Annotated in this window: 20 protein-coding genes and 1 pseudogene; 16 read left to right on the top strand and 5 right to left on the bottom strand. The window is 72.4% G+C overall.

Annotated features, from left to right (window positions below; translation table 11 throughout):
- Positions 1–128: 128 nt before the first annotated feature.
- The 7 genes and pseudogenes from glnA (at position 129) to CSC68_RS10505 (ending at position 7,744) form a co-directional block, all read left to right on the top strand.
- Positions 129–1,537 (top strand): annotated as a pseudogene (gene glnA, locus CSC68_RS10535) (type I glutamate--ammonia ligase).
- A gap of 285 nt (positions 1,538–1,822) precedes the next feature.
- On the top strand, positions 1,823–2,161 hold the full coding sequence (locus CSC68_RS10530; RefSeq protein WP_019399321.1) for a P-II family nitrogen regulator: 339 nt from the start codon (positions 1,823–1,825) through the stop codon (positions 2,159–2,161).
- Positions 2,162–2,180: 19 nt separating this feature from the next.
- On the top strand, positions 2,181–3,620 hold the full coding sequence (locus CSC68_RS10525; RefSeq protein WP_162203517.1) for an ammonium transporter: 1,440 nt from the start codon (positions 2,181–2,183) through the stop codon (positions 3,618–3,620).
- Between the two features lie 206 nt (positions 3,621–3,826).
- On the top strand, positions 3,827–4,573 hold the full coding sequence (locus tag CSC68_RS10520; RefSeq protein WP_162203516.1) for an N-acetylmuramoyl-L-alanine amidase: 747 nt from the start codon (positions 3,827–3,829) through the stop codon (positions 4,571–4,573).
- 54 nt (positions 4,574–4,627) lie between these two features.
- Entirely contained in the window at positions 4,628–5,671 is a 1,044-nt protein-coding gene (locus CSC68_RS10515; protein WP_162203515.1) for a two-component system sensor histidine kinase NtrB, read from the top strand.
- Positions 5,668–7,095 carry a nitrogen regulation protein NR(I) gene (gene ntrC / locus CSC68_RS10510; RefSeq protein WP_162203514.1) on the top strand — a complete coding sequence of 476 codons (1,428 nt, stop codon included), beginning with the start codon at positions 5,668–5,670 and terminating at the stop codon, positions 7,093–7,095. The genes CSC68_RS10515 and ntrC overlap by 4 nt, the downstream gene beginning before the upstream one ends.
- Positions 7,096–7,174: 79 nt before the next feature.
- Positions 7,175–7,744 (top strand): superoxide dismutase family protein, encoded by a 570-nt coding sequence (locus CSC68_RS10505; RefSeq protein ID WP_425501241.1) that lies wholly within the window; start codon positions 7,175–7,177, stop codon positions 7,742–7,744.
- 252 nt (positions 7,745–7,996) lie between these two features.
- Here CSC68_RS10505 and CSC68_RS10500 read toward each other — a convergent pair whose 3' ends face one another.
- Positions 7,997–8,884 carry a hypothetical protein gene (locus CSC68_RS10500; RefSeq protein WP_162203512.1) on the bottom strand — a complete coding sequence of 296 codons (888 nt, stop codon included), beginning with the start codon at positions 8,882–8,884 and terminating at the stop codon, positions 7,997–7,999.
- A gap of 168 nt (positions 8,885–9,052) precedes the next feature.
- Here CSC68_RS10500 and CSC68_RS10495 point away from each other — a divergent pair, with 168 nt between their 5' ends.
- Positions 9,053–10,330: an acetyl-CoA C-acetyltransferase gene (locus CSC68_RS10495; protein ID WP_162203511.1), complete on the top strand. Its 1,278-nt coding sequence runs from the start codon at positions 9,053–9,055 to the stop codon at positions 10,328–10,330.
- A gap of 81 nt (positions 10,331–10,411) precedes the next feature.
- Here CSC68_RS10495 and CSC68_RS10490 read toward each other — a convergent pair whose 3' ends face one another.
- The 3 genes from CSC68_RS10490 to CSC68_RS10480 all read right to left on the bottom strand — a co-directional run bounded on the left by CSC68_RS10490 (position 10,412) and on the right by CSC68_RS10480 (position 13,492).
- Positions 10,412–11,668, bottom strand: a complete 1,257-nt coding sequence (locus CSC68_RS10490; protein WP_162203510.1) for a heme biosynthesis protein HemY — start codon at positions 11,666–11,668, stop codon at positions 10,412–10,414.
- A gap of 6 nt (positions 11,669–11,674) precedes the next feature.
- The gene (locus tag CSC68_RS10485) at positions 11,675–12,649 is read right to left on the bottom strand and encodes a uroporphyrinogen-III C-methyltransferase (protein WP_162203509.1); all 975 of its coding nucleotides are present in this window, start codon (positions 12,647–12,649) and stop codon (positions 11,675–11,677) included.
- A 96-nt stretch (positions 12,650–12,745) separates the two neighbouring features.
- Entirely contained in the window at positions 12,746–13,492 is a 747-nt protein-coding gene (locus tag CSC68_RS10480) for a uroporphyrinogen-III synthase (RefSeq protein WP_162203508.1), read from the bottom strand.
- Between the two features lie 51 nt (positions 13,493–13,543).
- Here CSC68_RS10480 and CSC68_RS16160 point away from each other — a divergent pair, with 51 nt between their 5' ends.
- From CSC68_RS16160 to CSC68_RS10455, 4 genes are all read left to right on the top strand, one after another.
- Positions 13,544–14,485 carry a YiiD C-terminal domain-containing protein gene (locus CSC68_RS16160; RefSeq protein WP_425501240.1) on the top strand — a complete coding sequence of 314 codons (942 nt, stop codon included), beginning with the start codon at positions 13,544–13,546 and terminating at the stop codon, positions 14,483–14,485.
- A gap of 81 nt (positions 14,486–14,566) precedes the next feature.
- Positions 14,567–15,001 (top strand): rhodanese-like domain-containing protein, encoded by a 435-nt coding sequence (locus tag CSC68_RS10465; RefSeq protein WP_211365734.1) that lies wholly within the window; start codon positions 14,567–14,569, stop codon positions 14,999–15,001.
- A 109-nt stretch (positions 15,002–15,110) separates the two neighbouring features.
- Positions 15,111–15,635 (top strand): protein-export chaperone SecB, encoded by a 525-nt coding sequence (secB, locus tag CSC68_RS10460; protein ID WP_162203507.1) that lies wholly within the window; start codon positions 15,111–15,113, stop codon positions 15,633–15,635.
- 22 nt (positions 15,636–15,657) lie between these two features.
- Positions 15,658–16,686 (top strand): NAD(P)H-dependent glycerol-3-phosphate dehydrogenase, encoded by a 1,029-nt coding sequence (locus tag CSC68_RS10455; protein WP_162203506.1) that lies wholly within the window; start codon positions 15,658–15,660, stop codon positions 16,684–16,686.
- A 236-nt stretch (positions 16,687–16,922) separates the two neighbouring features.
- Here the strand turns inward: CSC68_RS10455 and CSC68_RS10450 are convergent, their stop codons facing one another.
- On the bottom strand, positions 16,923–17,480 hold the full coding sequence (locus CSC68_RS10450; protein WP_162203505.1) for an OmpO family porin: 558 nt from the start codon (positions 17,478–17,480) through the stop codon (positions 16,923–16,925).
- 263 nt (positions 17,481–17,743) lie between these two features.
- On the opposite strand from CSC68_RS10450, the gene CSC68_RS10445 reads away from it, so the two are divergent.
- The 4 genes from CSC68_RS10445 (at position 17,744) to CSC68_RS10430 (ending at position 23,880) form a co-directional block, all read left to right on the top strand.
- On the top strand, positions 17,744–18,226 hold the full coding sequence (locus tag CSC68_RS10445) for an RNA polymerase sigma factor (RefSeq protein ID WP_162203504.1): 483 nt from the start codon (positions 17,744–17,746) through the stop codon (positions 18,224–18,226).
- Positions 18,226–19,254: a FecR family protein gene (locus CSC68_RS10440; RefSeq protein ID WP_162203503.1), complete on the top strand. Its 1,029-nt coding sequence runs from the start codon at positions 18,226–18,228 to the stop codon at positions 19,252–19,254. The genes CSC68_RS10445 and CSC68_RS10440 overlap by 1 nt, the downstream gene beginning before the upstream one ends.
- Positions 19,255–19,384: 130 nt before the next feature.
- Positions 19,385–22,417, top strand: a complete 3,033-nt coding sequence (locus CSC68_RS10435) for a TonB-dependent receptor (RefSeq protein WP_162203502.1) — start codon at positions 19,385–19,387, stop codon at positions 22,415–22,417.
- 86 nt (positions 22,418–22,503) lie between these two features.
- A complete protein-coding gene (locus tag CSC68_RS10430; protein ID WP_162203501.1) occupies positions 22,504–23,880 on the top strand; it encodes a CehA/McbA family metallohydrolase domain-containing protein in 1,377 nt (458 codons plus the stop codon).
- The last annotated feature ends 10 nt before the right edge of the window (positions 23,881–23,890 follow it).

The following is a 23,890-nucleotide window of genomic DNA, read 5'->3' as shown; positions in this document are numbered from 1 at the left end:
GCACCTGTTTGGTGCGACATCCCCGCTTCAGGGACGGAGTTAAGTCAAATCAATGGCTTGTGACGGTTCTTCCAGTTGGCACGCGCCGTGCTACTGGGTGGTTACCCATCACCCCGAGGTTGCACGCGATGTCCGTGGAAAACGTTCAGAAGCTGATCAAGGACAACAAGGTCGAGTTCGTCGACCTGCGATTCGTCGACATGCGCGGCGTGCAGCAGCACGTCACCTTCCCGGCCAGCATCGTCGAGGACGCGCTGTTCGAGGACGGCAAGATGTTCGACGGCTCCTCGATCGCCGGCTGGAAGGGCATCAAGAGTCGGACATGCTGCTGATGCCGGATCCGGAGACCGCGCTGCTCGATCCGTTCACCGCCGACCCGACCCTGATCCTGACCTGCGACGTGCTCGACCCGGCGACCATGCAGGCCTATGCGCGCTGCCCGCGCGGCGTGGCCAAGCGCGCCGAGGCCTACCTCAAGTCCTCCGGCATCGCCGACCTGGCGTTCTTCGGCCCCGAGCCGGAGTTCTTCATCTTCGACGCCGTGCGCTACGCCAACGACATGGGCCACACCTTCTTCGAGATCGAGTCCGAGGAAGCGGCTTGGAACAGCGGCACCAAGTACGAGACCGGCAACACCGGCTACCGCCCTGGCGTGAAGGGCGGCTACTTCCCGGTCGGCCCGGCCGACTCGCTGCACGACCTGCGCGCCGAGATGTGCAAGACCCTGGAAGAGGCCGGCATCGAGGTCGAGGTCCACCACCACGAGGTGGCCACCGCCGGCCAGTGCGAGATCGGCACCAAGTTCAACACCCTGGTGAAGAAGGCCGACGAGCTGCTGACGCTGAAGTACATCGTCAAGAACGTCGCCCACCGCAACGGCAAGACCGCCACCTTCATGCCCAAGCCGATCGTCGGCGACAACGGCAGCGGCATGCACGTGCACCAGTCGCTGGGCAAGGACGGCAAGAACCTGTTCTCCGGCGACGGCTACGGCGGCCTGTCGCAGCTGGCGCTGTGGTACATCGGCGGCATCTTCAAGCACGCCAAGGCGATCAACGCCTTCGCCAACTCCGGCACCAACAGCTACAAGCGCCTGGTCCCGGGCTTCGAGGCGCCGGTGATGCTGGCCTACTCGGCCCGCAACCGCTCGGCTTCCTGCCGCATCCCGTGGGTCTCCAACCCGAAGGCCCGCCGCATCGAGATCCGCTTCCCCGATCCGCTGCAGTCCGGCTACCTGACCTTCACCGCGCTGATGATGGCCGGCCTGGACGGCATCCGTAACCAGATCGACCCGGGTGCGCCGAGCGACAAGGACCTGTACGACCTGCCGCCGGAGGAGGAGAAGAACATCCCGAAGGTCTGCTCCAGCCTGGACCAGGCCCTGGAAGCGCTCGACGCGGACCGCGAGTTCCTCAAGGCCGGCGGCGTCATGAGCGACGACTTCATCGACGGCTACATCGCGCTGAAGATGCAGGAAGTCACCAAGTTCCGCGCGGCGACCCACCCGCTGGAATACCAGCTGTACTACGGCAACTGATCGATGGCGGCGCGGGGGAAACCCCGCGCCGTCCTTGCTTCGGGCCGCATCGCCGTCCGGCAGGGGGCCGGGCGGCCGCAAGAGGAGAGAGGAAGCACCGCAACAGGATTCGACAGGGCCTGCACGACCTCCCCCAAGAAGTCGGGTGCAGCCTGCGAATCGGGGCGCCGCCGCCGTCAAGGAGCGGCCATGTCGAACGGAGTGCCGGGCCTTGCCGGCCCGGCCGCCTCCGGAGTTCCGAACGCCGGCCGCAACGGCCGGAACCACCACCATCGGGATGCGAACATGAAACTGATCACCGCAATCATCCGACCGTTCAAGCTCGACGAGGTGCGCGAAGCCCTCGCCCAGGCTGGCGTGTCCGGGATCACCGTCACCGAAGTCAAGGGCTTCGGCCGACAGAAGGGTCATACCGAGCTGTACCGGGGCGCCGAGTACGTCGTCGACTTCCTGCCAAAGATCAAGATCGAAACCGTCGTGACCGACGATCGCGTGGACGCGGTGCTGGAGGCGATCCAGCAGTCCGCCGGCACGGCCAAGATCGGCGACGGCAAGATCTTCGTGACCGCCGTCGAGCAGGTCATCCGCATCCGCACCGGCGAGATCGGCGCGGACGCCCTCTGAACCCACCCCGGAGAGACCCATGAAGACGCGAATCCTGGCCGGGTGGAAGACCCGGTTCTATTCCGTGTGCCTGATGATGCTGGTCAGCGCGACGGCCACCCTGGCCTTCGCCGGCAACGCCGCGGCCCAGGAGGCCGCGACGCCGCCCGCCACCGAAATGGTCGCCGAAACCGCCGGCGTGGCCGAAGCCGCGGCCGACGTCGCTGCCGCCGAGCCCGCCGCCGAAGCGGCCGCGGAGGAAGAGGCCGTCCTTGATTCCGGCGACACCGCCTGGATGCTGACCTCGACCCTGCTGGTGCTGCTGATGATCGTGCCCGGCCTGGCCCTGTTCTACGGCGGCCTGGTCCGCAGCAAGAACGTGCTGTCGGTGCTCAGCCAGGTGCTGGTCGTGGCCTCGGTCGTGATCGTGCTGTGGGCCTTCTATGGCTACAGCGCGGTGTTCACCGAAGGCAACGCCTTCTTCGGCTCGTTCACCGAGAAGTCGTTCCTGAAGGGCATTACCGTCGAGACCCTCAGCGGCACGATTCCCGAGCTGCTGTTCGTCGCCTTCCAGTCGACCTTCGCCGCCATCACCACCGCCCTGATCGTCGGCGCCTTCGCCGAGCGCATCAAGTTCAAGGCCGTGCTGCTGTTCTCCGTGCTGTGGTTCACCTTCAGCTACCTGCCGATGGCCCACATCGTGTGGGGCGGCGGCTACCTGGGCGAGCTGGGCGCGATCGACTTCGCCGGCGGTACGGTGGTGCACATCAACGCCGGCGTGGCCGGCCTGGTCGGCGCCTACTTCGTCGGCAAGCGCCTGGGCTTCGGCCAGACCGCGCTGAAGCCGCACAACGTGCCGTTCACCTTCATCGGCGCCGCCCTGCTGTGGATCGGCTGGTTCGGCTTCAACGCCGGCTCGGCCGCCGCCGCCGACGGCACCGCCGCCCTGGCCTTCATCAACACCATCCTCGCCACCTCGGCGGCGGTCGTGGGCTGGACCCTGGTCGAGGCCATCAGCAAGGGCAAGCCGTCCGCGCTGGGCGCCGCCTCGGGCGCGGTCGCCGGCCTGGTCGGCATCACCCCGGCCTGCGGCACCGTCGGCCCGCTGGGCGCGATCGTCATCGGCCTGGCCGCAGGCGCCATCTGCGTGTGGGGCGTCACCGGCCTGAAGAAGCTGCTGAAGGTCGACGACACCGCCGACGTGTTCGGCGTGCACGGCGTCGGCGGCATCGTCGGCGCGATCCTGACCGGCGTGTTCACCGCTCCGTCGCTGGGCGGCACCGGCGACGCCGACTTCTCCATCGGCAGCCAGGTCTGGATCCAGGTGGTCAGCATCGGCTTCACCATCGTCTGGTGCGCCGTGGTCACCGTGCTGGCCCTGCTGGTCGCCAGGCTGGCCTTCGGCCTGCGCGTCAGCGAAGAGGCCGAGCGCGTCGGCCTGGACATCACCTCGCACGGCGAATCCGCCTACGAGGCCTGAGTGGTACCCGCGCCGCGGCCCCGGCCGCGGCGCGTTTCCGGCAACAACCGCGGTGGCGCCTGCCGGCGCCACCGCCCGATTCCCGCGCACCGCCACCCGTGCGATGCGCCGCAATGCGCCGAGGTGAACCGTGTTCCGCCTTCCCGTCACCCATGCGCGCCGGAGGCAGTGCTTGCCGCCGCCGTCGCGGGGCGGTGCAATGGGGCATGAGCCCGGACCTGCGCACGCTCCTTCCCGCCGTCCTCTGCCTCCTGTTCGCGGCCTGCGCCAGCGCGCCGCAGCGCAGTCCGCTGGCGCAGTGGACGCCCTCGCCCAACCACGACGCGCGGCGACCTTCGCTGGTCGTGCTGCATGCGACCGAGCAGGACTCGGTCGCGCAGAGCCTGCGCACGTTGCGCACCGGCAACAGCGGCGGGCCGGTGAGCGCGCATTACCTGGTCGGAGCCGACGGCAGCCTGTACCAGCTGGTCGAGGACGGACGCCGGGCCTGGCACGCCGGCGGCGGCAGCTGGGGCACGCTGGGCGAGCTGAATTCCGCGTCCATCGGGATCGAGCTGGACAATGATGGAGCCGCACCGTTCCCGCCCGCGCAGATCGAGGCCCTGCTGCGCCTGCTCGAGGACCTGGCCACGCGCTTGGGCATCCCGCGCCACGCGGTCATCGCCCATGCCGACCTGGCGCCCACGCGCAAGCGCGACCCGGGTCCGCTGTTCCCGTGGCGGCAGCTGGCCGAAGCCGGTTTTGGCCTTTGGCCGGACCCGGCCGACGGCGCGCCGCCGCCAGGCTTCGACCCGTGGCTGGCGATGCAGGCCATCGGCTGGCCGCGGCACGCCCCTGCCGCTGCCGTGCGCGCGTCCCGCCGCCACTACCGTGGTGACGAGGCGGACACCCTGGATGCGGAGGACCTGCGGATCCTGCATTCGCTGGTGCTGCAGGCCCGCCGACGGCGCTGAATGCGGCCGGGCATCGCCGGCGGACCCGGCTTGCACTAAATTGGTGCAATGCCCATGACCGCCGCCGCTCCGACCCTCGAACACCTCGCCACGCCCGTGGTCTGGGCCGACGACCAGGCCCGCATCGTGGGGGTCAACGCCGCCTTCCCGCGCTGGCTGGGCATCGGTCCCCGGCGACTGGTTGGCCAGCCGCTGGCCGCGCTGGAGCAGGAAGGCGATGCCCTGGCGCGGTTCCTGGAGCAGGGCGAACGCGAGGTCCTGCGCCTGCACCGGATCGCGCTGGGCGTGCCAGGCGAGGCCCCGCACATGGCCGATGGCTGGCTCACCCGGGTCGACGGCGGCTGGCTGCTGGAGGCCCATCCCAGCGATGGCCTGGCCGTGCCGGATCCGGCACAGGCCCTGCCGGGAGCCCTGCAGGCCGCCCTCAAGGGCCTGGCCCACGAGCTGCGCAATCCGCTGGCCGGGCTCAAGGGCGCGGCCCAGCTGCTGTCGCGGCGCGCCGCCGCGCGCCAGGACGATGCCGGCGAACGCGAACTGATCGAGCTGATCGGCTCGGAGATCGAACGCCTGAGCACCCTCGTGGACCAGCTGCTTTCTCCGGTGCCGCAGCGTCCGCACGCGCCGGTGAACATCCATGCCGTGCTCGAGCGGGTGCTGCGCCTGGCCGAGGCCGAGGGCGGCAAGCCGGTGCGCATGCAGCGCGACTACGACCCGTCCATCCCCGAATTCCCCGGCGACGCCGACCGCCTCGCCCAGGCGGTGTGGAACCTGGTCAACAACGCGCTGCAGGCCGGCGCCACGACCATCATCCTGCGTACCCGTTTCGAGCACGGGCTCAGCATCCGCGAACACATGCACGCGCGCGCGCTGCGGGTGGAAATCGTCGACGACGGCCGCGGCGTGCCCGAGGAACTGGCCGAGCACCTGTTCCTGCCCCTGGTCAGCGGTCGCGCCGAAGGCACCGGCCTGGGGCTCGCCCTGGCCCACCAGGTCGCGCGCGAGCACCGCGGCTCGCTGACCTTCCGCTCCCGCCCGGGGCACACCGTCTTCACCCTCCTGCTGCCGCAGACCGAGTCCGAAGGAGAAACCGCCGCATGAATTCCGACAGCCGCCGCGTCTGGGTGGTGGACGACGACCGCTCGGTGCGTTTCGTGCTGGCCACCGCGCTGCGCGACGCGGGCTACGAGGTGGACGGCTTCGAGAACGCCGCCAGCGCGCTGGCGGCGCTGCGCGTGCGCGGCGCACCGGACCTGCTGTTCACCGACGTGCGCATGCCCGGCGACGACGGCCTCAAGCTGCTGGACCGGCTCAAGTCCGCGCACCCGCAGCTGCCGGTGATCGTGATGAGCGCCTATACCGACGTGGCCAGCACCGCCTCCGCGTTCCGCGGCGGCGCCCACGAGTTCCTGTCCAAGCCGTTCGACCTGGACGATGCGGTGGCGCTGGCCGCGCGCGCGCTGCCGGCGGAGGGCACGCCGCCGCCGGCGCCCGTGCCGGCCGCCGTCGCCGAGGAGGCCGCCAGCCAGGAGCTGATCGGCGATACCCCGGCCATGCGCGCGCTGTTCCGCGCGATCGGCCGCCTGGCCCAGGCGCCGCTGTCGGTGCTGATCACCGGCGAGACCGGCACCGGCAAGGAACTGGTCGCCAGCGCCCTGCACCGCGAGTCGCCGCGCGCCGACGGTCCGTTCGTGGCGCTCAACACCGCCGCGATCCCGGCCGAGCTGCTGGAGAGCGAACTGTTCGGCCACGAGGCCGGCGCCTTCACCGGCGCCCAGAAGAGGCATGTCGGCCGCTTCGAGCAGGCCAACGGCGGCACCCTGTTCCTGGACGAGATCGGCGACATGCCGGCCTCGCTGCAGACCCGCCTGCTGCGCGTGCTGGCCGAGGGCGAGTTCTTCCGCGTCGGTGGCCGCGAACTGATCCGGGTGGACGTGCGGGTGATCGCCGCCACCCACCAGGACCTGGAGGCGCTGGTGCAGCAGGGCCGCTTCCGCGCCGACCTGCTGCACCGGCTCAACGTGGTGCGGCTGCAGATCCCGGCGCTGCGCGAGCGCCGCGGCGACATCCCGCTGCTGGCCACCACCTTCCTGCACCGTGCCTCGCGCAAGCTGGGCGGCGGCGCCAAGCGCTTCGAGCCCGGCGCGCTGGCCGCGCTGCAGGCGATGGACTGGCCGGGCAACGTGCGCGAGCTGCAGAACCTGTGCTGGCGCCTGGCCGCGCTGGCCCCCGGCGAGACCATCACCCTGGAGGACCTGCAGGTGCTGCAGGCGCCGGTGGCGTCCAGCCCGGCCCCGGCGACCCCGGCGGGGCAGTGGGACATGCAGCTGCGGCAGTGGGCGCTGGACTGCCTGCGCGCCGGCGCGCGCGAACTGCATGCGGAGGCGCGCGAACGCTTCGACCGTGCCCTGCTCAATGCCGCACTGGAACACACCGGCGGGCGGCGGGTGGAGGCGGCGGCGCTGCTGGGCGTGGGCCGCAACACGGTGACGCGCAAGCTCGGGCCCGGACGCAGCCGGCGCTGACGCGCCAGCGGCGGGTTCATCCGCCCCATGCGCCCGGCCGGGTATCCTCGGCGGCCCCGATGGACCCGAGGAGCCGATGATGCATATCGCCCGCGCCTGCCTTGCGACGACCGGCCTGCTGCTGCTGGCCGCCTGCAGCACCACCGAACCGGTGGCTCCGCCGCCGCCGGCCGAGCCGGCCCCGGTCAGCACCGCCCAGGAAGCGACGGTGGTCCTGGCCTCGGCCTCCGGCAGCCGCGTCAGCGGCAAGCTGGGCCTGGTCCCGGTGACCGGAGGCGTGCACGTGCGCGGCGAGGTCGGCGGGCTGGCGCCCAACGGCCGCTTCGGCTTCCACGTGCACGAGAAGGGCGACTGCAGCGCAGCCGATGCCACCAGCGCGGGCAGCCACTTCAATCCGGCCGGTGCGCCGCACGGCCGCGCCGGCAGCGGCGCCCACCACGGCGGCGACATGGACAACCTCACCAGCAATGCCGAAGGCGTGGCCGCGGTTGATGCGCACCTGCACGGGGTCACCCTCGGCGGCGGCGCGGCCAACGACATCGCCGGCCGCGCGGTGATCGTGCATGCCGACCCGGACGACTACCAGAGCCAGCCCACCGGCAATGCGGGCGCACGCGTGGCGTGCGGCGTGATCAAGGTCGTCCGCTGAAAAGCGGCTTCCTGGCCCCTCTCCCCACATGGGAGAGGGGCTGCGGAGAGGCCGGAACCGTTGCGACGTCGAAGTCCGGCCGCGCAACCGGGCGCGAACGGATCCATGCGCCCGCTCCTGCCGCCGGCAACCAACCCTCTCCCCATCCCCCGTTTCGCGCCCCGGCCCGCGACCGGCAGGACGCGGGCGTTCGACGGTGCGTGCGTGCCATGCGCGCAAGCACGTTTCACCCCGCAGGGAGAGGGAACCAGATCACCCCGCCTGGGAGAGCAGTTCGCGCGCGTCCCGGCGGCCGTCGGCATGCACGTACAGCACCGGGATGCCGTGTGCCTCGAGCACCGCGGCCAGCTGGCGCTGGCGGGCGAGAAACATTTCGTAGACCTTCTGCAGGCGGTCGCATTCGCCCTCGCCAGGCGAGCCGCCGTGGGAATGGGCGCACCAGCTGGCCGGATCGAACAGGGCCATGCGCGCTTCGCCATCGGCCAGCCGCAGCAGCGGCTCGGGGCCGGCGTCCAGCCACTCGACCGAGCCGGGCGCCAGCAGCGCCGCCTCGATCAGGTTCCACAGCGGCGACAGGCCCTGGTTCTCGTACTGCATCGCCATCATCGCCGCCAGGTCGTGGGCGCTGAGGTAGCGTGCGTGCTCGATCCGCGCCTGGAAGCCGTCCTGGGCCAGCAGCGCGGTGTCGGCGCTGGCCATGCCCTGCGGCAGCAGCTGTTCCTCCAGGGCACCGGACACCATCGCCAGGACGTCGGCGGAACCGGCGAGGATGAAGGGCAGTACCCGCAGGCCGCCGCCGGTCAGGGCCGGATCGGCCTGCAGCGGCAGCGGGATGTCGCCGGAGGCATCGGCGCCGAAGGCGACCACGCGCGGGCTCTGGTTGCGGCCCGGGGCACGCATGTGCAGCTCCTCCAGCCTGCGGTGCAGCGACCAGCCCGGGCGCAGCGCCTCGGCCGGGTCGAAGTGGGCCGCCGCCAGGACCAGGTCCAGCGAGGCCACGTCGGGCACCAGCCGGGCCAGGTCGCGGCCCACGGCCACGGCCAGGGCGCCGGCCTCCTCCTGGGTGAGGGCCGCGCGGCCCGGAGCCTGGCCGCCGGCCAGTTCCAGCGCGAAAACGCCACGGAACACGGTGTCAGCCACGCGCGGTCCTCCCGCGGGCAGGGTGGATGCGGAGGCGGGGGGTGCCATTCATCGCGAAATCGGTCTGCATCGTTGGCCGCCTGACGGCTGGGGGATACACTTCGGCCATTATGCATTCGGTCGCGTATGCAGACCGTAATCCCGATGGAATCCACCCGAGGTCATCCCATGCCATCCACCCGCCCCGTCGCCATCATTGGCGGCGTCCGCATCCCGTTCTGCCGCCAGAACACCGCCTACTCCGACGTGGGCAACCTCGGCATGTCGGTGCGCACCCTGGGGGCGCTGGTCGAACGCTTCGGCCTGCACGGCCAGCAGCTCGGCGAGGTGGCCATGGGTGCGGTCATCAAGCACTCCTCCGACTGGAACCTGGGCCGCGAGGCGGCGCTGTCGTCGGGGCTGTCGCCGCTGACCCCGGGCATCACCCTGCAGCGCGCCTGCGGCACCAGCCTGGATTCGATCATCACCATCGCCAACAAGATCGCCGTCGGGCAGATCGACTCGGGCATCGGCGGCGGCTCGGATACCACCTCGGACGTGCCGATCGTCTACGGCAAGAAGCTGCGCGCGCGCCTGCTGGCCGCCAACCGCGGCAGGACCTTCAAGGACAAGCTGGCCGCGTTCAAGGGCTTCCGCCTGTCCGAGCTCAAGCCCGACTTCCCGGGCGTGGCCGAGCCGCGCACCGGCAAGAGCATGGGCGACCACTGCGAGGACATGGCCAAGCAGTGGAACATCTCGCGTGACTCGCAGGACGAGTGGGCGGTGTCCTCGCACAAGAAGCTGGCCGCCGCCTACGAGCGCGGCTTCTTCTCCGACCTGATCGCGCCGTTCCGTGGCGTGGAGCGCGACAACATCCTGCGTCCGGACACCTCGCTGGAGAAGCTGGCCACGCTCAAGCCGGCGTTCGACAAGACCTCCGGCCGCGGCACCCTGACCGCCGCCAACTCCACCCCGCTGACCGATGGCGCCGCCGCGGTGCTGCTGGCCTCGGAGGAGTGGGCGCGCGCCCACGGCCACGAGCCGCTGGCCTACCTGCGCGACGCGCACGTGGCGGCGGTGGACTTCGTCCATGGCGAGGGCCTGCTGATGGCCCCGACCGTGGCCGTGGCCGAGATGCTCAAGCGCAACAACCTCACCCTGCAGGATTTCGACATCTACGAGATCCATGAAGCCTTCGCCGCCCAGGTGCTGTGCACCCTGCGCGCGTGGGAGAGCGAGGACTACTGCCGCAACCGCCTGGGCCTGGATGCGCCGCTGGGCAGGATCGACCCGGAGAAGATCAACCCGGTCGGCTCCTCGCTGGCCACCGGCCATCCGTTCGCCGCCACCGGCGCGCGCGTGATCGCCACCGCCGCCAAGCAGCTGGCCGAGCGCGGCGGCGGCCGCGCCCTGGTGTCGATCTGCACCGCCGGCGGCATGGGCGTGGTGGCGATCGTCGAGCGCTGAACTTCGCGCCGGCGCGATGAAAAAAGGCGGCCTCCGGGCCGCCTTTCTTTTTCCGCGTCCTCGCCGGGACGGAACGCCGGCCTACTCCAGCAGGCGAGGCAGGCCGTTGGCGTCGCGCACGTCCGGGTCGATGTCGGGGGCGGCCTCGACCAGCGCGGCCGGCAGCGGCTGCACCGGCTCGCCGCGCGAGGCCAGCAGCGCGTTGGCGTAGGCCTGCGCAGCCAGGGCGTGCTCGCCGGCCTCCGCCAGGCCGTCTCCCAGCAGTTCCCAGGCATCGGCCCCGGCCCCCTGTTCCAGGGCTCGCTGCAGGAAGTCGCGCGCCTGCGGCCACTGTTCCTGCTGTCGTGCCAGCCGCGCCAGCGCGACCAGCAGCGCGGGGCTGGCGGGGCGCTGCTGCAGCCAGCGCTGGGCGCTGGCGCGACGCGAATCCACGTGGCCGACCGGCAGCCGTGCGTAGAGGTCCACCAGCTCCTCGTCCCAGTTGGCTTCCAGCGCCTGCTCCAGGTGGCGCATCGCGGCCTCGTGCCAGCCCAGGGCCGAAGCGCGGCGGGCATAGGCGCCGATCACCGCCGGTTCGGTGCGCAGCGCCTTGGGCATGGCTTCCCAGCGTTCGGCCAGCAGGTTGGCGTCGTCGGTCTCGTCCAGCGAGGCGGCCGCCAGCTCGACTTCCAGCGTGGCCAGCTCGTCCGGGGGCAGCGCGCCCTGCTGGCGCAGCGCGCCCAGCAGGCCGTAGGCCTCGCCGGCGCGATGCACCGCGGCCAGGGCGCGGGCACGCAGCAGCAGGCCGCGCGGCGGCAGCGGCTGGGCACGGGCCACGTCCAGTGCATTGATCGCATCGACCGGACGCCCGCGGGCGAGCATCCGTTCGCCCTGCAGCACCGCGTGCAGCCCCGGATCGCGTTCGGCCAGCCGGGCCAGCCACTGGTCGGCGGCGGCCTCGTCGCCACGGGCGTCGGCCGCGCGCACCGCGCCGACCAGGGCCAGGGTGCCGGCCTCCGCGTCCTCGGCGGCATCGCCCAGCAGGCGTTCGCCCTGGCTCCAGCGCCCGCCGTACACCGCGCGCATGCCCTCGATCAGGCGGCCGCGGCCGAGCCGCTTGCGGTAGCGGCCCCATGCCCGGAAGGGCAGGCGCAACAGGCGCCAGACCACGGCCAGCAGGACCAACGCCAGCAACGCGAGGGCGATCGCCACCGGCAGGCTGGCGCTGTAGTCGTAGCCGCCGGTGCGCACGATCACCCGGCCAAGCGCGGCCGCGTCCTGCTGCGCCATCCACTGCGCGGCGAGCACGCCCAGTACCGCCGCCACCAGCAAGGCCACCAGCCATCGATAGGGCTTCATTGCGTGTTACCTCCTTGCGTCGCGCGCGGCCCGCAGCTGCAGCAGGGTGGCTTCCAGCACCGGCTCCTGCAGCTGCAGCGGTTCGCCGCGCAGGGCCTGCAGTTGACCCTGAACCTCGCGCAGGGCGGGTGAATCCGGCCACAACCGCCGGGTGGCGGCGAGCACGCGGTCCAGCGCCGAGGTGAATGCACGGGCGTCGCCGCGTTCCAGCGCGGCCCGCGCCAGGGTCAGTTCCAGCTGCAGGGCGGCCTCGGATGCGTTGCGCTCGCTGCCGGTAAGCAGGGCGTGCCGGCCGGAGGGTCGGATCTGCACCAGCGGTGCCAGCGCGCGCTGCCACCAGGGCGCGTGCGCGCCGCCTTCGGTCGCGTCGGGCGGATCCAGCGGTAGGCTGGCCATGCGTGTGGCGATCGCGTCCAGGCGGGCGGCGATGGCCGCGCGCGGGCCGGGGCCCAGGCGGTCGAGCAGGGCGCGTTCCTCGGCCAGGGTCTGGCGCAGGTTGATCAGCGACGGATCGCGCAGGTCGTCCAGCACGCCGGCGGCAAGTGCATAGGCGCGGCGCGCGCCTTCGATGTCGCCGGCGATGCGCAGGCGCTGGGCGCCCATCACCAGCAGCAGCTCGACCTCGTCCAGGCGCGCGCTGCGGCCGCTGTCGCGGGTGGTCGCCGCCAGCCGCGCGACGTTGTCCTCCAGCAGCGCATTGCGCTGGCCCAGGCCGAGCACCTCGTCGCGCAGGACGCGGTTGGCATTGGATGCGTCGCGGATGAGCCGCGACTGGGTGGCCAGGTCGCCACGCAGGTTGTCCAGGCGCGCGAGCAGGGCCTCGATCTGGCGCGCCTGGTCGGCGTCCTGGTCCTGCGCCTGCGCCTGCCGCTCGCGCCAGGCATGCCACCCGTAGGCGGCGACCAGCACGAGCGCGCACAGCGCCAGCAGCCACGCGAGCAGGCGCGCGGACGGCCGGCGGAAAGGGGGAATCTCGTTCACGGCTGCATCCTTGTCGGGCCGGGCGGGGGTGCCGCGGGGTCCGCGGCCAGCCGGCCGGCGACAAGCATCGCTTGGCCCCGCCGGTGCCGCAAGGACTCAGCCGGCAACCAGCTGTTGCGCCAGCGCGGCCAACGCGGCCGGCCGGGGGCTTCCCGCCGACGCCACCCGGGCAAAGCCGCGCTCCCTGGCCAGCTCCGCCAGCCGTTCGCTGGCGGCCGCCACGCTGCAGCGGCGCAGCACGGCGGCAACGTCCGCCGGCCAGGTGTCCAGCACCAGGGCCAGCGCCTCGCCGCTGCTGGCGGCCAGGCAGGCCGGACCCTGCAGCGCGCGCAGCGACTGCAGCGCGCGCGGGGATGGCGGCAGTGGCTGGCGCCGGTACACGTCCGCGCGCACGACTTCCGCGCCGCGGGCCTGGAGGGTAGGTGCGATCACGCCGCGTCCGCCCGGCGCGGTGACCAGGCCGACGCTGGCCGGGGCCTGGAGCGCGTCCAGGGCGAGGACGCCTTCGCTGTCCATCCGCCCCGGGGCCAGCACCTGGTCCACGCCGGCGCGGCGCAGGGCCCCGGCGCTGCCGGCCCCCACCCCCAGCCATGCCTGTCCCGGACGCGGGCGCAGCGGCCGGAGCGCCGCCGCCGCGCGCACCGCCGCGGGGCTGGTGAACAGCACCGCCTCGCAGGACAGCGCGGCATTCAGGGCACGGGTGGCTTCGGCGTCCGCGCAGGGCAGCAGCGTCCAGGGCGACAGCGCCAGCAGGCGCCCGCCATGGCGCGCGGCGGCACGGCGCATGCCATCGTGGCCGCCGGCCGGGCGCAGCGACAACAGGGTCCAGGTGGGCGTCGGCATCGCGGCATTATGCGGGCGCAGCCCGGCGCGGGCTTCCGCTACCCTGTGCCGATGACCGGAATCGACCCCCGCGACGAATCCCTGGCCGCGGTGCGCGCGCAGCTGTGCGCGATCCCGCTGGCCCGCCAGATGCAGATCGAGATCGCCCATGCCGGCGACGGCCGGCTGCGCCTGCGTGCGCCGCTGGCACCGAACATCAACGACAAGGGCTCGGCCTTCGGCGGCAGCCTGGTCTCGCTGATGACCCTGGCCGGCTGGGGCCTGGCGACCTGGCAGCTGGCGAAGGCCGGCCTGCCGGCGGATGTCTACGTGGCCGACAGCAACGTGCGCTACCTGGCGCCGCTGTACGACGCGCTGGAAGCCGAGGCGTGGCTGGAGGACGGACAGTGGGACGATTTTGTCGCCACCTTCCGCCAGCGCTCCCGCGCGCGCTGCCGCATCGCCGCGCGCATCGCCCTGCCGGATGGCGGCGAGGCCACGGTGTTCAGCGGTCGCTACGTCGCCCTGGCCGGCGGCCGGGCAGCGGCGCCAGCTGCTAGCATGCCGGCCAGTTCCCGCTGGAGCCCGACGATGCGCAAGCCCGCGATCCTGCTGCTGGTGCTGGCCGCGATGCTGCTGGCGCTGCCGGCGCATGCCCGCGGCGCGCGCCAGGGGCGGCTGCTGGAACAGGCCCAGGCCGCGTTTGCGTCCGCGGTGCGCTGGAGCGACTACGAGCAGGCGCTGCAGCTGGTCGATCCCGACTGGCTGGCGGCCAACCCCGTGACCGACCTGGAACTGGAGCGTTACCGCCAGCTGCGCGTGACCAGCTACCGCGAGGGCGGCAGCATCGCGTTGCCCGACGGCACCGTGGTGCGTGAGGTCGAGGTGGGCGCGGTCAACCGCCACACCCAGGCCGAACGCACGGTGCGCTGGCGCGAGACCTGGCGCTGGGATGCGGCCGCCGGCCGCTGGTGGCAGGGCGCGGGCCTGCCGGACTTCTGGGACGGCCACTAGCCCCCCTGGCCGTCCGCGGCGTCGCCCGGGCCGTGTGCGACAATCGCCGCCCCGTCCCATCCGCAACGAAGAACGCGCGCCGTGAATCTTGAGACCCTGATGGCCTTCGCCGGCCGCCACCCGATGCTGTCGCTGGCGCTGGCCGGTCTGACCGTGGCGATCATCTACACCGAGATCATGCGCCTGCTGCGCGGCTACAAGGCGCTCAAGCCGGCCGAGCTGCCGCTGGTGGCCAACCAGCCCGGCGCGGTCGTGGTCGACCTGTCGGCGATCGCCGATTTCGAGAAGGGCCACATCGCCGGCAGCCGCAACGTCATTCCCAGCCAGTTCGACCCGGCCGGCAAGCTGCTGGCCGGCGCGAAGCAGTCGCCGGTGGTGGTGGTGTGCCGCACCGGCATGGCCTCGGCCGGCGCCGCGCGCAAGCTGAAGAAGGCCGGTTTCGAGCAGGTGTCCTGGCTCGACGGCGGCATCGTCGCCTGGCAGGCCGCCGGCCTGCCGCTGGTCAAGGGCCGCTGAGCCCTCCGGCGGGGCCGCGCCCCGCCGCCACGGGCGCCCGTGCCATAATCCCGCGTTACCGTTCCCGGCCGGCGCCACCGGCCCACCATCAGCGATTCTGGAGTCCGAAATGTCCGACGAAACCACCAACGGCGCTGCCGCCGCCGCCCCGCAGGAAGCCGCCGGCGCGGCCTTCAGCGTCGAGAAGATCTACGTCAAGGACGTTTCCTTCGAGTCGCCCGGCTCCCCGGCCATCTTCAACGAGCCGGGCCAGCCCGACCTGCAGCTGAACCTCAACCAGCGCGTCCAGCGCCTGAACGAGACCGCGTTCGAGGTCTCCCTGCGCGTAACCCTGACCTGCAAGGTCGGCGAGAAGACCGCCTACATGGTCGAGATCGACCAGGCCGGCGTGTTCGGCATCGCCGGCCTGCCGCCGCAGGGCGTGGACGTGCTGCTCGGCACCCAGTGCCCGAACATCCTGTTCCCGTACGTGCGCCAGCTGGCCAGCGACCTGATCCAGGCCGGCGGCTTCCCGCCGTTCCTGCTGCAGCCGATCAACTTCGACGCGCTGTACGCCGAGACCCTGCGCCAGCGCCAGCAGCAGGCCCAGGCCGGCGGCGACGTGGCCTCGGCCGAGCCGGCCGGCAACGCCTGATCCGGCGGTCCACGGTCATCCGATGACTGCTACAACCGGCAGCAGGCTGGCGGTCCTCGGGGCCGGCTCGTGGGGCACGGCCCTGGCGACGCTCAGCGCGCGCAACGGCCTGGAGACCACGTTGTGGGGCCGCGACGCGGCGGTGGTCGAGGCCATCGACCAGCGCCACGAGAACCCGCGCTACCTCCCGGGCATTCCGCTGCCCGGGAACCTGCGCGCCACCACCGAGCTGGCCGCGGCCGTCGCCGGCTGCGACTGGGTGCTGGTGGTGGTGCCTTCGCACGCCTTCACCGAGACCCTGCACGCGCTCAAGCCGCTGCTGCCGGCCGGTGCCGGCGTGGCCTGGGCGACCAAGGGCTTCGAGCCCGGCTCCGGCCGCTTCCTGCACGAGGTCGCGGCCGACGTGCTGGGCCCCCGCGTGCCGCTGGCCGTGGTCACCGGCCCCTCCTTCGCCAAGGAAGTCACCCTGGGCCTGCCCACGGCGGTGACCGTCCACGGCGAGGACGCCGCGTTCACCCGCAAGGTCGCCGCGGCGCTGCACGGCCCGGCGTTCCGGGCCTACACCGGCGACGACATGGTCGGCGCCGAGCTGGGCGGGGCGATGAAGAACGTGCTGGCCGTGGCCACCGGCGTGGCCGACGGCATGGAGCTTGGCCTGAACGCCCGCGCCGGCCTGATCACCCGCGGCCTCAACGAGATGCTGCGCCTGGCCGCGGCGATCGGCGCGCGCCCGGAGACCCTGATGGGCCTGGCCGGCCTCGGCGACCTGGTGCTGACCTGCACCGGCGACCTGTCCCGCAACCGTCGCCTGGGCCTGGCCCTGGGCCGCGGCAAGGAACTGCAGGAAGCGGTGCGCGAGATCGGCCAGGTGGTCGAGTCGGTGCAGACCGCCAACGAGGTCATGCGCCTGGCCGGGCGCCATGGCGTGGAACTGCCGATCTCCGCCGGCGTGCATGCCGTGCTGCACGGCGAGCTGACGCCGCGCCAGGGCCTGGAGCAGCTGCTGGCCCGCGAACAGAAACCGGAATACCCGGAAACCCTGTTCCGCTGAGCCCCCGCGCCGTAGCTGGCGCGGGCTGCGTCCCTCATCCGTCGATGCCGCCCGGCCGGGCGGCGCCTGCGTGCGTGCCGTTTCGCGCGCCCGCCGCCGGGTGCCCGCGCAAAAAAAAGGAGCCCGGCACGAGGCCGGGCTCCGGGTGGCTGGCGTGGGGGAGAGGAACACGCCAGCACCGCCATGCAGGACGGGTCGGGGGAGAGACCACCCGCCCTGCGCGGACTTGCAGCGGGTCACCAGGTGAAGCGCGGGCCCACGAACCACTGGGTATCGCCATCGACGAACTTCACGTCGCCGCTGATGCCCCAGTTCTGGTTGAACTTGGCCAGCGCACCGACGCGGCCGTAGAACTCGCCGTCGTACTCGTCGCCGTCCTCGTAACCGGCCATCGCGTAGCCCTCGAAGTTCGGATGCAGCGAACCGCGCACGCCGACCTCGGCGCTCCAGCCGTCGTAGTCGAAGCCGTGGCCGGCATCGAACTTCTCATAGGCCACGCGGGTGACCAGATCGACGGCCGGGGCAACCTCGCGGTTGTAGCCGACGCCGAAGCGGTACTGGTCGAAGTCGATCGAGGTGTGATCGATCTCCTGGTTGCTGTAGCCACCGAACAGGTGGAAGTTGGGGGCGATGGCAACCGAGCCGTCCACGCCGAACCCGTCGGCGTCGGCGCCGTCGGTGTTGGTCGCGGTGTAGCCACCCTGGACGTAGTTGTAGGACACGCCCTCGGCGGCCGTGGCGGCGAAGGGAAGGGCGGCCAGCAGGGCCAGGGCAAGCACGGAATTCTTCTTCATGTGGACACTCGCTGTCTCGTTGTTGTGTGCGCCACCACCGGCGCGGAAAGCGGCTGCGGCAGCGGCGTAACGAATTATTCGCAGGCCGCGGGAACGCGGCCTGAATACCGAACTGACCGGTACATGAATTGCCCGGCGCGTGCGGGAACTTTCCTCGCCTTGCGTGCGCGTCACCGCCGCGTCATGACCGGCGCTTACCCTGCCGCCCACTCCAGGGGCAGGACGGCGCATTGGCCGAGCAGGCAAAGCGGGGACTGGCCCGCATGTTCGCGGAACACGGTCCGGTGCTGCGGGGCTTCTTCGCGCGGCGCGGGGCCAACGACGACGCGGAGGACCTGGTGCAGGAGACCTACCTGCGCCTGCTTCGCGCGCACCAGGGCCAGGCGGCGATCGCCAACCCGGAGGCCTACCTGTTCACCGTGGCGCTGAACCTGGCCCGCGAGCAGGCGGCGCGCCGCCGGCGCACGCCCGTGCCGCTGGAGGAACTGGAGAACCTCACCACCCTGCTGGCGAGCGAGGAAAGCGTGGAAGACGCGGCCGAACGCGCGCAGCGGCGCCAGCGCCTGCAGGCGCTGCTGGCCAGCCTGCCCGAGCGCACCCGCGCGGTGCTGGTGATGCAGTACCGCGACGGCCTGAGCTACCGGCAGATCGCCGACCGCCTGGGGGTTTCGCCGCACATGGTGAAGAAGCACGTGGTGCGCGGGCTGTCGGTGTGCCGGCGGGCCCTGGCCGACGCGGAGGCGTGATGGACGGAACCCGGCCCGCCCGAGGGTGGGCGACGCAGGAGGCGGCGCAATGGCACGTGCTGCAGCGCGAGGGCGCGATGAGCGCGGCGCAGCAGGCGCAGTTCATGGATTGGCTGGTGGCCGCGCCCGAGCACCTGCACGAATACCTGGCCGTGGCCCGCGTGTCGGGCGAACTGGCCGAGGCCATGCGCGGCATGCGCATCGACCTGGACGCCGCCGGAGGCGAGGATGCCGCCGCCGAGCCGGCCAACGTGGTGCCGTTGCCGGTCGCCCGCGGCGCGACCGCGCGGCCGCCCGCGCGGCCGCGGCTGCGCCGGTTCGCCGCGGCCGCGGCGGCGGTGCTGGCGCTGGGCGTGCTGCCGCTGCTGTGGCCGCAGCCGGTGCAGTACCGCACCGCCGCCGGCGCGCCGCGCAGCTTCGCGCTGGCCGATGGCACGCGGGTGCACATGAACGGCGACAGCGAACTGCGCGCGCGCCTGTGGCTGCTGCAGCGGCGGGTGGAGCTGGCGCGCGGGCAGGCCAGCTTCGAGGTCGCGCCGGACCGCCGTCCCTTCGCCGTGCACGCCGCCGGCCTGGTGGTGCGCGACATCGGCACCACCTTCGACGTGGCGCTGGAACGCGACCAGGCGCGCATCGCCGTGAGCGAAGGACGCGTGCACGTGGCCGCCGGCGCGCGCCTGCTGGCGGACCTGCGTGCCGGCGACGGCGCGCGCGTGGCCTACGACGGCCGCACGGTGCGCCTGGAGCGCGGCGAGGCGGACGCGATGACCGCGGGGCGGCGCGGCCGCGTCGTGTTCCGCGACGTGCCGCAGCGCGAGGTGGCCGAGCGCTTCAACCGCCTCAACCCGCTGCGCCTGCACGTGGAGGACGAGGCCGCCGGCCCGCTGCGGCCGCCCGGCAACCTGGCCGCCGGCGACCTCGCCTCGCTGCGCGCCTTCCTCGACGAGCAGCCCACGCTGTCCACGCGCGTGGCCGACGGCGGCATCCACGTCGCCAGCCGCCGCCGCGCGCGGGCGCCGCAGCGCTAGCCGCATCGGCCGCGGTGTAAGAAAAAATTCACGGAAAAAGCGGTGCCCGATCCGCTTCCGAACCCATCGTATGTCTAGGCATGCGCGGCGACGTCCGCGCCCTTCGTCACCACCCCCACTGGACCCCACGATGCGTCGAACCCTCGTTCTTTCCATCGCCCTCGCCCTGGCCGCCACCGCGACCGCGCAGGAAGCCGCCACGGTCGCGGCCGAAGCCATCCCCGCGCAGTCGCTGGACCGCGCGCTCAACGCGCTCTCGCGCCAGACCGGGCTGCAGTTCGTCTACGACGCGCAGGCCGCGGGCAACCCGGCCACGCGCGCGGTGCCGGCCGGGCTGCCGGCCGAGGAGGCGCTGCGGCGGCTGCTGGCCGGCACCGGCCTGCGCCACCGCTACCTCAACGCCGCCACCGTCACCATCGAGGCGGAAGCGGCCCCGGCGGCCGCGCCCGCCACCGGGCAGCCGGCGACGCCGCCCGCGGCCGGGGCGGGCGAGGCGCAGTCCGGCGGCCCGGTGCAACTGGAGAGCATCGAGGTGGTGGGCAGCTACGCCCGCAGCCTCGAGCGCGCGGTGGACATCAAGCGCGCCGGCATCGGCTTCTCCGACTCCATCGTCGCCACCGACGTGGCCGACTTCCCCGAGCAGAACCTGGCCGAGGCGCTGCAGCGCATGCCGGGCGTGACCATCGAGCGCAGCAAGGGCCTGGGCACCAAGGTCAACGTGCGCGGCCTGCCGTCCGAGTACACCCACGTGTCGATCAACGGCCTGGCCACCGCCTCGGGCAGCGGCGGGCGCGACGTGGAGTTCGACATCTTCGCCTCGGAGATCATCCAGCAGGTGACGGTGCAGAAGTCGCCGACGGCGGCGGACGAGGAGGGCGGCATCGCCGGCTCAGTGCTCATCTCCACCGCGCGGCCGTTCGACTACACCGGGCGCAAGCTGGTGGCCTCGGCCGAGGGTGCGTTCAACTCCATCTCCGAGGAGACCGACCCGAAGTTCTCGTTCCTGGCCAGCGACACCTGGGGCGACTGGGGCGCGCTGGTGTCGTTCTCGACCGCCAGGCGCACCAACCGCACCGACTCCACCTCCGGCATCAACTTCCGCCCCATGTCGCGCTTCCTTGGGGCCTCGGGCACGCGCGGCACCCAGGCCGCCGAGGTGCTGGCGCGCGACGCGGGCGTGGTAGTGCGCGACCGCACCGACACCGGCGAGACCAACCTGATCGTGTTCCAGGACAAGGTCGGCGACCGCGTGTACCTCAACGAGCAGGACAAGTGGGGCGCCACCGCGTCGCTGCAATACCGGCCCAGCAGCCGCTTCAGCCTGACCTTCGACGCCATGCTCGGCGGCTACGACGCCACCGAAGACGAGTACGACGCGGCGGCGTACTCGGCCTCCAGCCGCAGCACGCTGGAGACGATCCACGAGTACGACGACCGCACCCTGTCCGAGTACGGCATGGTGGTCCTGCGCGACGTGTCCTACACCGCCACCCAGCACGAGTTCCTGAGCAAGGAGCGGGTCAACGAGACCGACTACGCGCAGTACAGCCTGGCGCTGGACTGGAAGGGCGACGTCTGGGGCGTGGACGCCATGGTCGGCTACTCCGGCGCGGAGAAGACGCTGGACTACGCCAACCTCAAGCACGTGGCCTACGCGCCCTCGCGCACCCGCTGGACCGGACGCAGCGGCGAGACCGTCCCCAGCGCCAACCCGGGCACCATCGACATGTACGGCGCGCCGGAGCTGTACCTGTTCGAGGCCTACGAGACCACTCTGGAGAAGATCACCGACGACAAGTATGCCGCGCAGGTCGACGTGAGCCGCGCGATGGACCTGGCGTTCCTGCCCGCGCTGCGCACCGTGCAGTTCGGCGCGCGCTACACCGACAAGTCCAAGGAGCGCAGTTACGGCGAGCTGAAGATCACCGGCCCGGGGGCCGGCGATACCTCCTGGGTCAACACCCGCACCCTGGCCGACAGCCCGCTGCAGTGGATCAGCGACCTGGTGCCGGGTGGCGCCTACACGGTCAAGGACCTGGACTGGCAGCAGGCGTCCAACGACTGGGCGCGCGGCTACTTCCGCTACCCCGGCTTCTCCACCCCGTTCGACGACGGCCAGTACTACCGCGTGGACGAGGAGGTGGCCAGCCTGTACGCGATGGCCGGCTTCGCCTTCGACCTGGGCAGCGTGCCGGCGAACCTCAACGCCGGCGCGCGCTACGTCGACACCGCGGTGCAGTCCTACGGCTACCACCCGGTGCAGAACCCGGACGGCAGCACCGGCTACACCGACGCGCCGGTGTCGCGGAAGGGCGACTACAGCGACGTGCTGCCCAGCCTGAACCTGACCGCCGAGCTGGCGCCGGACCTGCTGCTGCGCGCGGCGGCCTCCGAGACGCTGATCCGCCCGGCGCTGACCGACGTGGCCTACAAGCGCACCGCCAGCTGGAGTTCGTTCCGCTTCACCGACGGCAACCCCGACCTGCAGCCCACGTACGCCAGGCAGTGGGAGATCGGCCTGGAGAAGTACCTGGAGAACGGCGGCCTGCTGGCGGCGTCGTATTTCCACAAGAAGATCGACGGCGTGGTGATCAACTCGCTGACCGGCGTGGTGGAGAACGTGGCGGTCTACAACGCCAACGGCACGCTCAACGGCCACTTCGACTTCGACGTCTACCAGCCGGTCAATGCCGACGGCTCGTACGACGTGGACGGCATCGAGCTGATCGCGCAGCTGCCGCTGGGCACGCTGCACCCGGCGCTGGAAGGGTTCGGCATCAATGCCAACTACACCATGCTCGACAGCTCCCTGGCCGGCGAGTCCGCGCTGGGCATCCAGACCCCGATGCCGGGCCTGGCGGAGAAGAGCTACAACTTCACCGCCTACTACGAGAACGACCGCTTCGACGCCCGCGTCTCGTACAACCACAAGGGCGAGTACGTCGAGTCCATCGGCTACGACATGTACCCGATCTGGCGCGACGCCTACGGCCAGGTGGACATCTCCATCGGCTACCGGCTGACGGACCACGTCAAGCTGAGCCTGAAGGGGATCAACATGACCGACGAGGAAACCACAGGGTACACGATGGACCCGGCCTTCCCGACCATGTACGAGCGCTCGGGCCGCCGCATCAGCCTGGGCATCCGCGCCGACTTCTGACCGGCGCACCGCGCCCGGCGGCCGCCGCGCCGCCGGGCATCCCCGCGACGGCGCTTGCCGTGCCGCCGCCCCGAGAGGAACCGAACATGCGCATCACGCCCCTCCTGCGGGCCGTGGCGGCCCTGGCCTGCGCCGCCGCCGTGCCGGCCGCGGCCGAAGACGGCCGCCGCTGGCTGGCCGGCGACCACCACGTCCACAGCGAATGGAGCGTGGGCTGGGACCGCAGCACCACGCCGCCCACGCCGATCCGCGGCGGCGACTCCCCCTACAGCCGCACGCGCAACGCGCGCCAGGCGCTGGCCCACGGCCTGGCGTGGATCGTGCACACCGACCACGGCGGCCCGGGCCATTCGGCCGTCACCCGCGACCATGCCTGGCCGGCGCTGCTGCAGGCCAGGCGCGAGGTGCTGGAGCTGGTGCAGTTCAACGGCATGGAATTCGACGTACCCGGCGGCGAACACGCTTCGTTGATCATCGCGCCCGGGCCGGCCGAGCGCGACGAACTGGTGGCCATCGAACGCGACTACGGCCGCGCCGAGCCGCTGCAGCCCGGCACCCGCGAGGACGGCCGGCTGATGCTGCGGGCCCTGGCGCTCATGCGCGCGTTGCCGGCGCCGCCGCTGGTGTTCGTCAACCACCCCTCGCGCAGCTCCACCGGCGTCGGCCGCTGGGGCCAGGTGGAGCCGGTGGAGCTGCTGGCCTGGCACGACGCCGCGCCGCAGGTGCTGGTGGGCATGGAGGGCGCGCCCGGCCACCAGGCCGCGCCCGAGCGCGGGCTCTACCGCCACGCCGGTGCGCCCACCTTCGGCGGCTTCGACCAGATGACCGCCGAGGTCGGCGGCGTCTGGGACGGCATGCTGGCCCAGGGCCGCCGCTTCTGGATCCCCGCGCCCTCGGCCTCGCACGTCAACCGCCGCGACGGCGGCCGCGACTTCGACCCCGGCGAGTACAGCAAGACCTACGTGTGGGCGCGGCACGAACCTGCCGACATCCTCGACGCCATGCGCCACGGGCGCATGTTCGCCGTCACCGGCGACCTGGTCGATGCGCTGGAACTGACCGTGCGCGGCCCGGACGGCGGCGATGCGGCCACGCTGGGCGGCACGCTGCGGGTGCCGGAGGGCGCGCGGCTGCGGGTGGAACTGCGCCTGCGCCAGCCCGCCGGGCCCAACGCCAACGGACAGCGGCCGCGGCTGGACCACGTGGACCTGATCGTCGGCGCGCGCGGCCCGGACGGCGCGCCGCGGATGGAGGTGCGCCGCGCCGGCGCGGGCGACTGGCGCCGCGACGGCCGCTGGCTGTCGCTGTCCTGGGAGATCGCGGCCCCGGCGGGCGGCGGCTTCCTGCGCGTGCGCGGCAGCAGCACCGCCGAGGCCGAGCCGCAGCCCGATCCGCCCGGCGAGGATCCCTGGCAGGACCTGTGGTTCTACTCCAACCCGGTGTTCGTCCGCAGCGGGACCTGACCGCGCGGCA

It is taken from the genome of Pseudoxanthomonas suwonensis, from assembly GCF_010093235.1.
GTDB lineage: Bacteria > Pseudomonadota > Gammaproteobacteria > Xanthomonadales > Xanthomonadaceae > Pseudoxanthomonas > Pseudoxanthomonas suwonensis.
The sequence above is the reverse complement of the archived record's forward strand: the minus strand, read 5'-3'. Positions and strand labels throughout refer to the sequence as shown.

Bases quoted from the DNA above. Each gene is read 5' to 3' on its own strand.
- ntrC (WP_162203514.1), top strand. From the start codon at position 5,668: ATGAATTCCGACAGCCGCCGCGTCTGGGTGGTGGACGACGACCGCTCG.
- CSC68_RS10525 (WP_162203517.1), top strand. From the start codon at position 2,181: ATGAAGACGCGAATCCTGGCCGGGTGGAAGACCCGGTTCTATTCCGTG.
- CSC68_RS16160 (WP_425501240.1), top strand. From the start codon at position 13,544: ATGACCGGAATCGACCCCCGCGACGAATCCCTGGCCGCGGTGCGCGCG.
- CSC68_RS10435 (WP_162203502.1), top strand. From the start codon at position 19,385: ATGCGTCGAACCCTCGTTCTTTCCATCGCCCTCGCCCTGGCCGCCACC.
- CSC68_RS10445 (WP_162203504.1), top strand. From the start codon at position 17,744: ATGTTCGCGGAACACGGTCCGGTGCTGCGGGGCTTCTTCGCGCGGCGC.
- CSC68_RS10440 (WP_162203503.1), top strand. From the start codon at position 18,226: ATGGACGGAACCCGGCCCGCCCGAGGGTGGGCGACGCAGGAGGCGGCG.
- CSC68_RS10455 (WP_162203506.1), top strand. From the start codon at position 15,658: ATGACTGCTACAACCGGCAGCAGGCTGGCGGTCCTCGGGGCCGGCTCG.
- CSC68_RS10505 (WP_425501241.1), top strand. From the start codon at position 7,175: ATGCATATCGCCCGCGCCTGCCTTGCGACGACCGGCCTGCTGCTGCTG.
- CSC68_RS10515 (WP_162203515.1), top strand. From the start codon at position 4,628: ATGACCGCCGCCGCTCCGACCCTCGAACACCTCGCCACGCCCGTGGTC.
- secB (WP_162203507.1), top strand. From the start codon at position 15,111: ATGTCCGACGAAACCACCAACGGCGCTGCCGCCGCCGCCCCGCAGGAA.
- CSC68_RS10530 (WP_019399321.1), top strand. From the start codon at position 1,823: ATGAAACTGATCACCGCAATCATCCGACCGTTCAAGCTCGACGAGGTG.
- CSC68_RS10495 (WP_162203511.1), top strand. From the start codon at position 9,053: ATGCCATCCACCCGCCCCGTCGCCATCATTGGCGGCGTCCGCATCCCG.
- CSC68_RS10450 (WP_162203505.1), bottom strand. From the start codon at position 17,480: ATGAAGAAGAATTCCGTGCTTGCCCTGGCCCTGCTGGCCGCCCTTCCC.
- CSC68_RS10520 (WP_162203516.1), top strand. From the start codon at position 3,827: ATGAGCCCGGACCTGCGCACGCTCCTTCCCGCCGTCCTCTGCCTCCTG.
- CSC68_RS10480 (WP_162203508.1), bottom strand. From the start codon at position 13,492: ATGCCGACGCCCACCTGGACCCTGTTGTCGCTGCGCCCGGCCGGCGGC.
- CSC68_RS10430 (WP_162203501.1), top strand. From the start codon at position 22,504: ATGCGCATCACGCCCCTCCTGCGGGCCGTGGCGGCCCTGGCCTGCGCC.
- CSC68_RS10490 (WP_162203510.1), bottom strand. From the start codon at position 11,668: ATGAAGCCCTATCGATGGCTGGTGGCCTTGCTGGTGGCGGCGGTACTG.